Origin of the sequence: Actinotalea ferrariae CF5-4, from assembly GCF_000603945.1 — a bacterium.
Classification (GTDB): Bacteria; Actinomycetota; Actinomycetes; order Actinomycetales; family Cellulomonadaceae; genus Actinotalea; species Actinotalea ferrariae.
This window is the reverse complement of the sequence record NZ_AXCW01000033.1, coordinates 16467-31643: the sequence shown is the minus strand read 5'-3', so window position 1 is coordinate 31643 and position 15177 is coordinate 16467. Positions and strand designations below refer to the sequence as shown.

Here is a 15177-nt window from a genome sequence, read left to right as displayed (position 1 = left end):
CGCGGCCCCCGCGCCTGCCGCACGACGTCGGCGCAGGTCGAGCAGGCCGTGCAGCCCCACGGCGAACCCGGCCGCGGCTAGGCCCGCGCCCCAGGCAAGGCCGTCGGGGTGCCGGAGGTGCTCGGCACCGAGGGCGACGGCGACAAGCCCGGCGCCGGCGCGGGCGAGCGCCAGCACCCCGACGGCGACGTGCGGCAGTCCCGGTCCCCGTCCCGTGGCCTGCAGCCCGGGACCCCGTCGGACGGCGTCGGAAGGAGCCCGGCGCACGTCGACGAGAGGGCCCCGGCGCGCGCCCTCGCGGTCCGAGCTCGCGGTCCCCGGTGCCGCCGGCACCCCGACGGCGAGCCCGATCGCGGTGCTCACGGCGTCAGCGGGCGGCGGCGACGTGCTCGCCCGCGCGCTCGCGGTCCCCGGCGAGGCCCACCCCGAGCAGGAGGAGCGCGCTCGCCATGTGCAGGACGTTGTCGGCGCCGTTCAGGGCGAGGATGTTGGCGCCGGACCCGATGAGGAAGAGGCCGGCCAGCCCGACGAGCAGGTAGACGGCCCCGACCACGGTGTTGACGACCGTGGCGGCGTCCGCCGAGCGGAGGGCGGAGGCCAGCAGGGCCGCGCCGATGGCGAGGTGGACGACGTTGTGCAGCGGGTTCACCTCGAAGAAGACGAGCGTGGCGCCGTCGGTCGCGGCGAGGTCGACGCCGGTGGTGACGACGAAGCCCGCCGCGCCGACGAGCAGGTACACGACGCCGAAGACGCCGGCGACGAGGCGGTTGGGGGAACGGTTCACGAGGGCACCTCCGGTGCGGGGGCGGGCCGGTCCCGCCGTCGTGGGGGGTTCGGCGCAGCCCGCGAGGAGGATGGGACGGGCACCGGGTGAAAGCCGCGCGCCCCGCACGACGGCGAGCCGCGCGCCCCGCACCTGGCCGGCACCCGGCCCCGACCGCTCCGCCCGCTGAGCCCCGCCCGCTGAGCCCCGCCCGCTGAGCCCCACCCGTCGGGATTTGGCCCCAGCGCGCCGGTCGCGTACGCTCGTCGAGCCCAAGACCGCAGGTCGTCGGCTGCCCGCATGCGGGTGTCGACCGAAGCTCCGCTCACGAGCGGGGGCCGGCGCAGGTGATGTGACTTCGACCGGTCGTGCCGTGCGCCCGTCCGGTTGTGAGCCCCGCGCCTGCGCGGGGCTCTTCTCGTTTCCGGGGCCGGCCGTCCGACGACACTGCGGGACCACCACCGGAAGGATTGCCATGGCGAGGCCGGACAAGGCAGCCGCGGTCGCTGAGCTCACCCAGCAGTTCCGTGAGTCCAACGCCGTCGTGCTGACCGAGTACCGCGGGCTCACCGTGAAGCAGCTCAAGCAGCTGCGTCGCGCGCTCAGCGGCAACGCAACCTACGCCGTGGTGAAGAACACGCTGTCCGCCATCGCGGCCAAGCAGGCGGGCGTCGAGGGTCTCGACGCCCAGCTCGCCGGCCCCTCGGCCGTCGCCTTCGTGACCGGTGACCCGGTCGAGGCGGCCAAGGGTCTGCGTGACTTCGCCAAGGCGAACCCTCAGCTCGTGATCAAGGGCGGTGTCCTCGACGGGCGCGCCCTCGCGGCCGAGGACATCACCAAGCTCGCGGACCTCGAGTCCCGCGAGGTGCTGCTGGCCAAGATGGCCGGCGCGATGAAGGGCAAGCTCTACCAGGCTGCCTACATGTTCACGGCGCCCACGGCCCAGGCCGCGCGCGTCATCGATGCCCTGCGTGAGAAGCGGGCGACCGAGGAGCAGGCGGCCTGACGTCCCGGGCCGCGCGCCCGGGTGACGACCTGCACCCCGACACACCACACCCCACCTGCTCCGCAGAGCAGGGCAACCAGGAAGGACACGCCACCATGGCGAAGCTCACCACCGAGGAGCTGCTCGACGCGTTCAAGGAGCTCACCCTCATCGAGCTCTCCGAGTTCGTGAAGGCCTTCGAGGAGACCTTCGAGGTCACCGCTGCTGCTCCGGTCGCCGTCGCGGCCGCCGCCGGCCCCGCCGCCGCCGCCGAGGAGGTCGAGGAGAAGACGGACTTCGACGTCGTCCTCGAGGCCGCCGGTGACAAGAAGATCCAGGTCATCAAGGAGGTGCGCGCCCTCACGAGCCTCGGCCTGAAGGAGGCCAAGGACCTCGTCGACGGCGCCCCCAAGCCCGTCCTGGAGGGTGTCAACAAGGAGACCGCGGACAAGGCCAAGGCTGCCCTCGAGGGCGCCGGCGCCACGGTCACGCTCAAGTGACCCTGCGTCCCTGACGCCTGGCGCGCCGGCTCCGGCGGGCGCTCCGACCACGACGAGGCCCGCACCCCTCAGGGGTGCGGGCCTCGTCGTGTGCTCGCGACGGTCCGGTCACGATGTGGCGTGGGGGCTTGACGGCGGGGTTGGACAATGGTCTGCTGTCCGGCTACGCTAGCGCTTTGCGCTGGCTTGTGCCTGCCTCCCCTCAACCCGCTCCTCGGTCCCGAGCTGTGCCCGGTGGCCGATCCGCCGTCGCGGGCTGGTTGACGAGGGTAGGACACGGTCCCGCGCGCGTGCACACGATCCGCAGGGAAGGACCCCTCTTGGCTGCCTCGCGCACCCCTTCTGCTCCGTCCGCCGACGCTATCGCGAACCGCACCGCATCTCGTCGCATCTCCTTCGCCACGATCCACGAGCCGCTGGAGGTCCCCGACCTCCTCGGTCTGCAGACCGAGAACTTCGACTGGCTCCTGGGCAACGAGGCGTGGAAGCAGCGCGTCGCTGCCGCCCTCGAGGCCGGACGCCAGGACGTGCCGGAGACGTCGGGTCTGGAGGAGATCTTCGAGGAGATCTCCCCGATCGAGGACTTCGGCGGCAGCATGTCGCTGTCGTTCCGCGACCACCGCTTCGAGCCGCCGAAGTACACGGCGGAGGAGTGCAAGGAGAAGGACTTCACCTACGCGGCGCCGCTCTTCGTCACCGCGGAGTTCGTCAACTACACGACCGGCGAGATCAAGAGCCAGACGGTCTTCATGGGTGAGTTCCCCCTCATGACCGAGCGCGGCACCTTCATCATCAACGGCACGGAGCGCGTGGTCGTCTCCCAGCTCGTGCGGTCGCCGGGCGTGTACTTCGAGCGCACCGCCGACAAGACGTCGGACAAGGACATCTTCACCTCCAAGATCATCCCGTCGCGCGGCGCGTGGCTGGAGTTCGAGATCGACAAGCGCGACGCCGTCGGCGTGCGCGTGGACCGCAAGCGCAAGCAGTCGGTCACGGTCTTCCTCAAGGCCCTGGGCATGCCCGAGGCGGAGATCCGCGAGGAGTTCGCGCAGTTCCCGGCCGTCCTGGAGACGCTGGAGAAGGACCACGTGAACACCGAGGAGGAGGCCCTCCTCGACATCTACCGCAAGATCCGCCCGGGCGAGCCGCCGACCGTCGAGGCGGGCCGCGCGCTCCTGGAGAACTTCTACTTCAACCCCAAGCGCTACGACCTGGCGAAGGTCGGCCGCTACAAGGTGAACAAGAAGCTCGGGATCGACGTGCCGCTCAGCGACTCGGTCCTGTCGGTCAAGGACGTCGTCGCGACCATCAAGTACATGGCGGCGCTGCACGCCGAGGTCGCCACGATCGACGGCCGCCGCAACGGCGAGCCGGTCGAGGTGCGCGTCGAGACGGACGACATCGACCACTTCGGCAACCGTCGCATCCGCGCGGTCGGCGAGCTCATCCAGAACCAGGTCCGCACGGGCCTGTCGCGGATGGAGCGCGTCGTGCGCGAGCGCATGACGACGCAGGACGTCGAGGCGATCACGCCGCAGACCCTGATCAACATCCGCCCCGTGGTGGCGTCGATCAAGGAGTTCTTCGGCACGTCGCAGCTGTCGCAGTTCATGGACCAGAACAACCCGCTCGCCGGCCTGACGCACAAGCGGCGCCTGTCGGCCCTGGGCCCGGGTGGTCTGTCCCGTGACCGTGCCGGCATGGAGGTCCGTGACGTCCACCCGTCGCACTACGGCCGCATGTGCCCGATCGAGACCCCTGAGGGCCCGAACATCGGCCTCATCGGCTCGCTCGCGACGTACGGCCGGATCAACGCGTTCGGCTTCGTCGAGACCCCGTACCGCAAGGTGGAGAACGGCCGCGTCACGGACGAGGTCAACTACCTCACCGCCGACGACGAGGACCGCTTCGTCATCGCCCAGGCCAACGCGGCGCTGTCGGAGGACGGCCACTTCGCCGAGGACCGCGTGCTCGTGCGCGTCAAGGGCGGCGAGGTCGAGATCGTCCCGGGCGACATGGTCGACTACATGGACGTCTCGCCGCGCCAGATGGTCTCGGTCGCGACCGCGATGATCCCGTTCCTCGAGCACGACGACGCCAACCGCGCGCTCATGGGCGCCAACATGCAGCGCCAGGCCGTGCCGCTGGTGCGCTCGGAGGCCCCGCTGGTCGGCACGGGCATGGAGCGCCGTGCCGCCGTCGACGCCGGCGACGTGATCGTGGCCACCAAGCCCGGTGTCGTCACCGAGGTGTCCGCGGAGCTCATCACCGTGGCGAACGACGACGCGACGACCTCGACCTACCGGGTCGCGAAGTTCCGTCGCTCGAACCAGGGCACGTCCTACAACCAGCGCGTGCTGGTCGACGAGGGCGCCCGCGTCGAGGTCGGCTCCGTGCTGGCCGACGGCCCTGCGACGGACGAGGGCGAGCTCGCGCTCGGCCGCAACCTCCTCGTGGCGTTCATGTCGTGGGAGGGCCACAACTACGAGGACGCGATCATCCTCAGCCAGCGGCTGGTCCAGGACGACGTCCTCTCCTCGATCCACATCGAGGAGCACGAGGTCGACGCGCGCGACACCAAGCTCGGCCCCGAGGAGATCACGCGGGACATCCCGAACGTCTCCGAGGAGGTCCTCGCGGACCTCGACGAGCGCGGCATCATCCGCATCGGTGCCGAGGTCGCGGCCGGCGACGTGCTCGTCGGCAAGGTCACCCCGAAGGGCGAGACCGAGCTGACCCCGGAGGAGCGCCTGCTCCGTGCGATCTTCGGCGAGAAGGCCCGCGAGGTCCGCGACACGTCGCTCAAGGTGCCCCACGGCGAGTCCGGCACGGTCATCGAGGTGCGCACGTTCAGCCGGGAGGACGGCGACGAGCTGCCCGCCGGCGTGAACGAGCTCGTCCGCGTGTACATCGCCGCCCGCCGCAAGATCACCGACGGCGACAAGCTCGCCGGTCGTCACGGCAACAAGGGCGTCATCTCCAAGATCCTGCCCGTCGAGGACATGCCGTTCCTCCCGGACGGCACCGCGGTGGACATCGTCCTCAACCCGCTCGGCGTGCCCGGCCGCATGAACGTCGGCCAGGTCCTCGAGACCCACCTCGGGTGGGTCGCCAAGCAGGGCTGGGACGTCAAGAACGCCGAGGACGGCGGCGCGCAGTGGCTCGCCCGCGTCCCGGAGGTCGCCGAGCGCAGCCTGCCCGGCACCCCGGTCGCGACGCCGGTCTTCGACGGCGTGCCGGAGGAGGTCCTCACCGGCCTGCTCGGCAGCACCCATCCGAACCGCGACGGCGACCGCATGGTCGACTCGACCGGCAAGGCGCGCCTGTTCGACGGGCGCTCGGGGGAGCCGTTCCCGGACCCGGTGGCCGTCGGCTACATGTACATCCTGAAGCTGCACCACCTGGTGGACGACAAGATCCACGCCCGCTCCACCGGCCCCTACTCGATGATCACCCAGCAGCCGCTCGGTGGTAAGGCGCAGTTCGGCGGCCAGCGGTTCGGCGAGATGGAGGTGTGGGCGCTCGAGGCGTACGGCGCCGCGTACACCCTCCAGGAGCTCCTCACGATCAAGTCCGACGACGTGCCCGGTCGCGTCAAGGTCTACGAGGCCATCGTCAAGGGCGAGAACATCCCCGACTCGGGCATCCCGGAGTCGTTCAAGGTCCTCCTCAAGGAGATGCAGTCGCTCTGCCTGAACGTCGAGGTGCTGTCGTCCGACGGTGTCTCGATCGACATGAAGGAGAACGACGACGAGGTGTACCGCGCGGCGGAGGAGCTGGGCATCGACCTGTCCCGCCGCCCGAACGCCTCGAGCATCGAGGAGATCTGACCTCGCCTGCCACGGGGTCCTGACGGGCCCCGTGGCAGGTCACCGGCACTCACCGGCCACTCACGGTGAATACGGACTGTGAAGGAAAGAAGGAACCTTGCTCGACGTCAACGTCTTCGACGAGCTGCGCATCGGCCTGGCGACCGCGGAGGACATCCGCACGTGGTCCCACGGCGAGGTCAAGAAGCCCGAGACCATCAACTACCGGACCCTCAAGCCGGAGAAGGACGGGCTCTTCTGCGAGAAGATCTTCGGTCCGACCCGGGACTGGGAGTGCTACTGCGGCAAGTACAAGCGCGTGCGCTTCAAGGGCATCATCTGCGAGCGCTGCGGCGTCGAGGTGACGCGCTCGAAGGTGCGCCGTGAGCGCATGGGCCACATCGAGCTCGCCGCGCCGGTCACCCACATCTGGTTCTTCAAGGGTGTCCCGTCGCGTCTGGGCTACCTCCTCGACCTGGCGCCGAAGGACCTCGAGAAGGTCATCTACTTCGCCGCCTACATGATCACCGAGGTGGACGTGCAGGGCCGGCAGGAGGACCTGCCGAACCTCCAGAACGAGATCGACCTGGAGAAGAAGGAGATCGCCACCCGCCGCGACGTCGACATCGACAAGCGCGCGCAGCGGCTCGAGGAGGACCTCGCCCAGCTCGAGGCCGAGGGTGCCAAGGCCGACGCGCGCCGCAAGGTGCGCGACTCCGCCGAGCGCGAGATGGCGCAGATCCGCAAGCGCGCGGACGCCGAGATCGAGCGCCTCGAGCAGGTCTGGGACCGCTTCAAGAACCTCAAGGTCGCGGACCTCGAGGGCGACGAGATGCTGTACCGCCAGCTCGGCGACCGGTACGGCAACTACTTCAAGGGCGCGATGGGCGCGGCGGCGATCCAGAAGCGCCTGGAGGACTTCGACCTCCAGGCCGAGGCGGACTCGCTGCGCGACATCATCAAGAACGGCAAGGGGCAGCGGAAGACGCGCGCCCTGAAGCGCCTGAAGGTCGTCAACGCGTTCCTCACCACGAGCAACACGCCCCTGGGCATGGTGCTCGACGCGGTCCCGGTCATCCCGCCGGACCTGCGCCCGATGGTGCAGCTCGACGGTGGCCGGTTCGCGACGTCGGACCTGAACGACCTGTACCGCCGCGTCATCAACCGGAACAACCGCCTCAAGCGGCTGCTCGACCTCGGCGCGCCCGAGATCATCGTCAACAACGAGAAGCGGATGCTCCAGGAGGCCGTCGACGCGCTGTTCGACAACGGCCGCCGCGGGCGCCCGGTGACGGGCCCGGGCAACCGCCCGCTCAAGTCGATCTCGGACATGCTCAAGGGCAAGCAGGGCCGGTTCCGCCAGAACCTGCTCGGCAAGCGCGTCGACTACTCGGGCCGTTCGGTCATCGTCGTCGGCCCGGAGCTCAAGCTGCACCAGTGCGGCCTGCCCAAGCAGATGGCGCTGGAGCTGTTCAAGCCGTTCGTCATGAAGCGGCTCGTGGACCTCAACCACGCGCAGAACATCAAGAGCGCCAAGCGGATGGTCGAGCGGGCGCGCCCCCAGGTCTGGGACGTGCTCGAGGAGGTCATCACCGAGCACCCGGTGCTGCTGAACCGCGCACCGACGCTGCACCGTCTCGGCATCCAGGCGTTCGAGCCGAAGCTCGTCGAGGGCAAGGCGATCCACCTGCACCCGCTGGTGTGCGCCGCGTTCAACGCCGACTTCGACGGCGACCAGATGGCGGTGCACCTGCCGCTGTCGACCGAGGCGCAGGCCGAGGCCCGCATCCTCATGCTGTCGAGCAACAACATCCTCAAGCCGTCGGACGGCCGTCCGGTGACCATGCCCTCGCAGGACATGATCATCGGCCTGTTCCACCTGACGGCCGACAAGGAGGACGCGCACGGCGCCGGCCGGAAGTTCGTCTCGGTCTCCGAGGCGATGATGGCCTTCGACCAGGGCTCGCTGGACCTCAACGCCGTCGTCGGCATCCGGTTCACCGACCTCGTGCCGCCGACGGAGTTCGACGCGCCCGAGGGCTGGGACCCGGACCAGCCGATCGTGCTGGAGACGACCCTCGGCCGCGCCCTCTTCAACGAGCTGCTGCCGATCGACTACCCGTACGTCAACGGCGTGGTGGACAAGAAGAAGCTGTCCGCGATCGTCAACGACCTGGCCGAGCGGTACCCGAAGGTGGAGGTCGCCGCGAGCCTGGACGCGCTCAAGGAGTCCGGCTTCCACTGGGCCACGCGGTCCGGGGTCACGATCGCCATCTCCGACGTCGCGACGCCGCAGGACAAGCAGAAGATCCTCGACACCTACGAGGCGCGCGCCGCGAAGATCCAGACCCAGTACGACAAGGGCCTGATCACCGACGACGAGCGTCGCCAGGAGCTCATCGAGATCTGGACGCAGGCGACGGACGAGGTCGCGAGCGTCATGCGCGACAACTTCCCGGCGCACAACACGCTGAACAAGATGGTGTCGTCGGGTGCCCGAGGCAACTGGATGCAGGTCCGCCAGATCGCCGGCATGCGTGGCCTCGTGGCCAACCCGAAGGGCGAGATCATCCCGCGCCCGATCAAGTCGAACTACCGCGAGGGCCTGTCCGTCCTCGAGTACTTCATCGCGTCGCACGGCGCGCGGAAGGGCCTGGCGGACACCGCCCTGCGGACCGCCGACTCGGGGTACCTGACGCGTCGTCTGGTCGACGTCTCCCAGGACGTCATCATCCGTGAGCACGACTGCGGCACGGAGCGCGGGCTGACCCTGCCGATCGCGGAGACGCTGTCGGAGGGCACGCTCGTCCGGCACGAGAAGGTCGAGACCAGCGTCTACGCGCGTACCCTCGCCACGGACGTCGTCGGCAGCGACGGCACCGTGGTGGGCAACGCGGGCGACGACGCGGGCGACGTCCTCATCGAGCGCTTCCTCGAGGCGGGCGTCACGGAGGTCAAGGTCCGCTCGGTCCTGACCTGCGAGTCCAAGGTGGGCACGTGCGCCCTCTGCTACGGCCGCTCGCTGGCCACCGGCAAGATGGTCGACATCGGTGAGGCCGTCGGCATCATCTCGGCCCAGTCGATCGGTGAGCCCGGCACGCAGCTGACGATGCGGACGTTCCACACCGGTGGTGTGGCATCGGCCGACGACATCACCCAGGGTCTGCCGCGTGTCCAGGAGCTCTTCGAGGCCCGCACCCCCAAGGGTGAGGCGCCCATCGCGGAGCACACCGGCCGCATCGCCGTCGACGACACGGAGCGCCTGCGCAAGCTCGTGCTCACGCCCGACGACGGGTCGGAGGAGGTGGCGTACCCGGTCTCCAAGCGGTCACGCCTGCTGGTGTCCGACGGCGACCACGTCGAGGTCGGCACGCAGCTCGTCCAGGGTGCGGTGGACCCGAAGAAGGTCCTGCGCATCCTCGGCCCCCGCGCCACCCAGAAGCACCTGGTGGACGAGGTCCAGGAGACGTACCGCTCCCAGGGCGTGGACATCCACGACAAGCACATCGAGGTCATCGTGCGGCAGATGCTGCGGCGCGTGACCGTGCTCGACTCGGGTGAGACCGACCTGCTGCCCGGCGAGCTCGCCGAGCGGGGGCGCTTCGAGACGGCCAACCGCAAGGCGGTCGCCGAGGGGCGTCAGCCGGCCGCGGGCCGTCCGGAGCTCATGGGCATCACGAAGGCGTCGCTCGCGACCGACTCGTGGCTGTCGGCCGCCTCCTTCCAGGAGACGACCCGCGTCCTCACCGAGGCCGCGATGAGCGGTCGCAGCGACCCGCTGCTGGGCCTCAAGGAGAACGTCATCATCGGAAAGCTCATCCCCGCGGGGACGGGCATGCCGCTGTACGTCGACGTCACGGTGGAGCCGACCGAGGAGGCGAAGGCCGAGCTGTACCCGTCCTTCGGCTACGACGAGATCGACTTCCCGCCGCTCGGCATGGGCTCCGGCGAGGCCATCCCGCTCGAGGACATCGACTTCGGCGACCTGCGCTGAGCCGACCTTGACGACGGCGGCCGCCGACCCGTGCGAGCGGGCGGCGGCCGCCGTCGTCGGACCGGGAGGGGGCGGCAGGGGGCGTGGGCGTGCCCCGCGTCACTTTGACGCTCCGAGGAGCGTTGGGTAGCGTGGGCCCCTGTGCCCGCGCCGTCGGGCCCTCGCGCGTGCATCGCCGCTGAACCGCCCGTGCCCTCCGGGGCAGCCGGGGTCGGGGGAGGTGGGATGGCCGGTGGACCACCACGCGCTGAACCCCCGTCAGATCGGATCCGGCGGGCGGCGACGCGCTCAGGTGGCCCGACACGCCCGGACGCGGGGGTCGGTGCAGGACGAAAGACCAGGAGCCGCGGCAGCGCGGACCCGAGACCGGGAGCCCCCGGTCCGACCAGACGAGCAGTACCGAGAGACACGGAGACGTAGTGCCCACGATCCAGCAGCTCGTGCGCAAGGGAAGGTCGTCCAAGGCGAACTCTTCCAAGACGCCGGCCCTCAAGGGCAGCCCCCAGCGACGCGGTGTGTGCACGCGCGTCTACACCACGACCCCGAAGAAGCCGAACTCCGCGCTGCGCAAGGTCGCGCGTGTGAAGCTCTCGAGCCAGATCGAGGTCACGGCGTACATCCCCGGCGTCGGCCACAACCTGCAGGAGCACTCGATCGTGCTCGTCCGCGGCGGCCGTGTGAAGGACCTCCCCGGTGTCCGCTACAAGATCATTCGCGGTGCGCTCGACACCCAGGGCGTGAAGAACCGCAAGCAGGCTCGCAGCCGCTACGGCGCGAAGAAGGAGAAGAGCTGATGCCTCGCAAGGGCCCGGCCCCGAAGCGGCCGCTCATCGCCGACCCGGTCTACGGGTCTCCCGTCGTCACCCAGCTCATCAACAAGGTCCTGCTCGACGGCAAGAAGTCCGTCGCGGAGGCCATCGTCTACGGCGCCCTCGAGGGTGCGCGCGAGAAGACGGGCGGCGACCCCGTCGTCGTCCTCAAGCGCGCGCTGGAGAACGTCCGCCCGGCGCTGGAGGTCCGCTCCCGCCGTGTCGGTGGCGCGACCTACCAGGTCCCGGTCGAGGTCCGTCCGGTCCGCTCGACGACGCTGGCGCTGCGCTGGCTCGTGGACTACTCCCGCGCCCGTCGCGAGAAGACCATGACCGAGCGCCTCATGAACGAGATCCTCGACGCCAGCAACGGCCTGGGTGCCGCGGTCAAGCGTCGCGAGGACATGCACAAGATGGCCGAGTCGAACAAGGCGTTCGCGCACTACCGCTGGTGACCCCAGCGGGGCCCACGCCCCCTGACCCGTACCGAGAAGGGCTTACCCGTGGCACTTGACGTGCTGACCGACCTCAAGAAGGTCCGCAACATCGGCATCATGGCGCACATCGATGCCGGCAAGACGACGACCACCGAGCGGATCCTGTTCTACACCGGGGTCAACTACAAGATCGGTGAGACGCACGACGGTGCCTCGACGATGGACTGGATGGAGCAGGAGCAGGAGCGCGGCATCACGATCACGTCGGCCGCGACGACCTGCTACTGGGCCGGCAACCAGATCAACATCATCGACACGCCCGGTCACGTCGACTTCACCGTCGAGGTGGAGCGGTCGCTGCGCGTGCTCGACGGTGCGGTCGCCGTGTTCGACGGCAAGGAGGGTGTCGAGCCCCAGTCCGAGACGGTGTGGCGCCAGGCGGACAAGTACAACGTCCCCCGGATCTGCTTCGTCAACAAGATGGACAAGCTCGGTGCGGACTTCTACTTCACGGTCGACACGATCGTGAACCGCCTCAAGGCCAAGCCGCTGCCCCTGCAGATCCCGATCGGGTCGGAGAACGACTTCATCGGCGTCGTCGACCTCATCTACCGCCGCGCCCTGACGTGGCGCGGAGAGGTCCAGAAGGGCGAGGACTACACGATCGAGGAGATCCCCGCGGACCTCGTCGAGAAGGCCGAGGAGTACCGCCAGGCGCTCATCGAGGCCGTCGCCGAGGCGGACGAGGAGCTGCTCGAGAAGTACCTCGGCGGTGAGGAGCTCACCGAGGACGAGATCAAGCGGGGCATCCGCACGCTGACGATCGCCGGCGAGGCCTACCCGGTCCTGTGCGGCTCCGCGTTCAAGAACAAGGGCGTCCAGCCCATGCTCGACGCGGTCGTCGACTACCTGCCCACGCCGCTGGACGTCCCCGCCGTCACCGGCCACGCCGTCGGTGACGAGGAGACGGAGGTGCTCCGCCGCCCGTCCGCCGACGAGCCGTTCTCGGCCCTGGCGTTCAAGGTCGCGGCGCACCCGTTCTTCGGCAAGCTCACCTACGTCCGGGTCTACTCCGGCAAGGTCCCCTCCGGTGCCCAGGTCGTGAACTCGACCAAGGGCAAGAAGGAGCGCATCGGGAAGCTCTTCCAGATGCACGCCAACAAGGAGAACCCGGTCGAGGAGGCCACGGCGGGCCACATCTACGCCTTCATCGGGCTCAAGGACGTCACCACCGGTGACACCCTGTGCGACCCGGCGAAGCAGGTGGTCCTCGAGTCGATGACCTTCCCTGAGCCGGTCATCGACGTGGCGATCGAGCCGAAGACGAAGGGCGACCAGGAGAAGCTGTCCCTGGCCATCCAGAAGCTCGCCGAGGAGGACCCGACGTTCCGCGTCCGCCTGGACGAGGAGTCCGGCCAGACCGTCATCGGCGGCATGGGCGAGCTCCACCTCGACATCCTCGTCGACCGCATGCGGCGCGAGTTCAAGGTCGAGGCGAACGTCGGCAAGCCGCAGGTGGCCTACCGCGAGACGATCAAGCGCAAGGTCGAGAAGATCGACTACGTGCACAAGAAGCAGACCGGTGGCTCGGGCCAGTACGCCAAGGTCCAGATGACGTTCGAGCCGCTCGACCGCGAGGCCGGCGAGCTGTACGAGTTCGTCAACGCGGTCACCGGTGGTCGCGTCCCGCGCGAGTACATCCCGAGCGTGGACGCGGGCATCCAGTCGGCGATGGAGCTCGGCGTGCTCGCCGGCTTCCCGCTGGTCGGCGTCAAGGCGACCCTCCTGGACGGTGCGGCGCACGACGTCGACTCGTCCGAGATGGCGTTCAAGATCGCGGGCTCGATGATCCTCAAGGAGGCCGCGCGGAAGGCGGACCCCGTCCTCCTCGAGCCGATCATGGCCGTGGAGGTCCGGACGCCCGAGGACTACATGGGTGACGTCATCGGCGACATCAACTCTCGTCGCGGCATGATCCAGTCCATGGAGGACGCGACGGGGGTCAAGGTCATCCGCGCACTCGTCCCGCTGTCGGAGATGTTCGGGTACGTCGGCGACCTGCGTTCCAAGACGCAGGGCCGTGCGGTGTACTCCATGCAGTTCGACAGCTATGCCGAGGTTCCTCGGAACGTCGCCGAGGAGATCATCAAGAAGACCCGGGGCGAGTAGTCCCACAGGTCGAACCGTCAGTACAACCATCAACCTGTAGCGACCGCAACGCCCCGCAGGAGTCATCCGGCACCTGCACCGTTCGGCACAACTACCCAGTCCGAGGAGGACACCAGTGGCGAAGGCCAAGTTCGAGCGGACCAAGCCGCACGTCAACATCGGGACCATCGGTCACGTCGACCACGGCAAGACGACGCTGACCGCTGCCATCTCGAAGGTGCTGCACGACAAGTACCCGACCCTGAACCCCTTCACGCCGTTCGACGAGATCGACAAGGCGCCGGAGGAGAAGCAGCGCGGTATCACGATCAACATCGCGCACGTCGAGTACCAGACGGAGAAGCGCCACTACGCGCACGTCGACGCGCCGGGTCACGCCGACTACATCAAGAACATGATCACCGGTGCCGCCCAGATGGACGGCGCGATCCTGGTGGTCGCCGCGACGGACGGCCCGATGGCCCAGACGCGTGAGCACGTCCTGCTCGCCCGTCAGGTCGGCGTGCCCTACCTGCTCGTGGCGCTCAACAAGTCCGACATGGTCGACGACGAGGAGATCCTCGAGCTCGTCGAGATGGAGGTCCGCGAGCTGCTGTCCGCCCAGGGCTTCGACGGCGACAACGCTCCCGTCGTCCGCGTCTCCGGGCTCAAGGCGCTCGAGGGCGACCCGAAGTGGGTCGAGTCGGTCCAGGAGCTCCTCGACGCCGTCGACGAGTCGGTCCCGGAGCCCGTCCGTGACATGGACAAGCCGTTCCTCATGCCGATCGAGGACGTCTTCACCATCACCGGTCGTGGCACCGTCGTCACCGGCAAGGTCGACCGCGGCAAGCTCGCGATCAACTCCGAGGTCGAGATCGTCGGTATCCGCCCGCCGCAGAAGACGACGGTCACCGGCATCGAGATGTTCCACAAGCAGATGGACGAGGCGTGGGCCGGCGAGAACTGCGGCCTCCTGCTCCGTGGCATCAAGCGTGAGGACGTCGAGCGTGGCCAGGTCGTCGTGAAGCCGGGTTCGATCACGCCGCACACCAACTTCGAGGCCCAGGTCTACATCCTGGCCAAGGACGAGGGTGGGCGTCACAACCCGTTCTACTCGAACTACCGTCCGCAGTTCTACTTCCGGACCACGGACGTCACCGGCGTCATCACGCTGCCCGAGGGCACCGAGATGGTCATGCCCGGCGACAACACCGAGATGTCGGTCGAGCTGATCCAGCCGATCGCCATGGAGGAGGGCCTCGGCTTCGCCATCCGCGAGGGTGGCCGGACCGTCGGCTCGGGCAAGGTCACCAAGATCGTCAAGTGACGCCGACGAGGGCCCGGACCCCTGGGGGTCCGGGCCCTCGCCATGTCGCCCGACAGATCCGCAGAGGCGCTGAGACAGGCCTGGAGCCGGCCTCGGCGTCCGCGGGCGGGGGAGGCGCCCGGGTACCGGGCGGCTCTCCGCGAGGACGCGCGGGCGGGGTGCTGGGACCTGACGGCTACCACGCGCTGCTCGGCCGGGCCGAGCGACACGCGATTGGTCATCCGCGGATTCCTCTGGCACACTGTTCAGGTTGCCCGGCGCCGTTGCGTCCGAACGCGGCCGCCGGTGGGATCCTCGATCTTGCCCGGTGCCAGATCGCGGCCGGACCGGTGTGCGCGGCAGCCATGTACGACAGACGTTGAGGGATCCCACGGCCTCCGGCCGGCGTGGTCCCGACAGCAACCA

General features: G+C 69.2%; 10 protein-coding genes. 8 read left to right on the top strand and 2 right to left on the bottom strand.

Features of this window, described 5'->3' with window-relative positions; translation table 11 throughout:
• Together N866_RS04995 and N866_RS04990 are read right to left on the bottom strand one after the other, a co-directional pair.
• Window positions 1–363: hypothetical protein (locus N866_RS04995; protein WP_034223477.1), on the bottom strand; the 363-nt coding region annotated here is incomplete at its 3' end.
• 4 nt (window positions 364–367) lie between these two features.
• Window positions 368–784 (bottom strand): DUF4383 domain-containing protein, encoded by a 417-nt coding sequence (locus tag N866_RS04990; RefSeq protein WP_034223474.1) that lies wholly within the window; start codon window positions 782–784, stop codon window positions 368–370.
• A 454-nt stretch (window positions 785–1238) separates the two neighbouring features.
• Here N866_RS04990 and rplJ point away from each other — a divergent pair, with 454 nt between their 5' ends.
• The 8 genes from rplJ to tuf all read left to right on the top strand — a co-directional run bounded on the left by rplJ (window position 1239) and on the right by tuf (window position 14772).
• Window positions 1239–1769, top strand: a complete 531-nt coding sequence (gene rplJ / locus N866_RS04985) for a 50S ribosomal protein L10 (RefSeq protein ID WP_034223472.1) — start codon at window positions 1239–1241, stop codon at window positions 1767–1769.
• A gap of 95 nt (window positions 1770–1864) precedes the next feature.
• A complete protein-coding gene (rplL, locus tag N866_RS04980; protein WP_034223469.1) occupies window positions 1865–2248 on the top strand; it encodes a 50S ribosomal protein L7/L12 in 384 nt (127 codons plus the stop codon).
• Window positions 2249–2568: 320 nt separating this feature from the next.
• Complete coding sequence (rpoB, locus tag N866_RS04975) at window positions 2569–6078, top strand: DNA-directed RNA polymerase subunit beta (protein WP_034223467.1); 3510 nt, start codon at window positions 2569–2571, stop codon at window positions 6076–6078.
• A gap of 97 nt (window positions 6079–6175) precedes the next feature.
• Entirely contained in the window at window positions 6176–10051 is a 3876-nt protein-coding gene (locus N866_RS04970; RefSeq protein WP_034223463.1) for a DNA-directed RNA polymerase subunit beta', read from the top strand.
• Between the two features lie 419 nt (window positions 10052–10470).
• Complete coding sequence (rpsL, locus tag N866_RS04965) at window positions 10471–10845, top strand: 30S ribosomal protein S12 (protein WP_034223461.1); 375 nt, start codon at window positions 10471–10473, stop codon at window positions 10843–10845.
• Window positions 10845–11315, top strand: a complete 471-nt coding sequence (gene rpsG / locus N866_RS04960) for a 30S ribosomal protein S7 (RefSeq protein WP_034223459.1) — start codon at window positions 10845–10847, stop codon at window positions 11313–11315. Before rpsL ends, rpsG begins: the two co-directional genes overlap by 1 nt.
• Before the next feature lie 48 nt (window positions 11316–11363).
• Window positions 11364–13466: an elongation factor G gene (gene fusA / locus N866_RS04955; protein WP_034223457.1), complete on the top strand. Its 2103-nt coding sequence runs from the start codon at window positions 11364–11366 to the stop codon at window positions 13464–13466.
• Window positions 13467–13581: 115 nt separating this feature from the next.
• Window positions 13582–14772 carry an elongation factor Tu gene (gene tuf / locus N866_RS04950; protein WP_034223455.1) on the top strand — a complete coding sequence of 397 codons (1191 nt, stop codon included), beginning with the start codon at window positions 13582–13584 and terminating at the stop codon, window positions 14770–14772.
• Window positions 14773–15177: the final 405 nt, after the last annotated feature.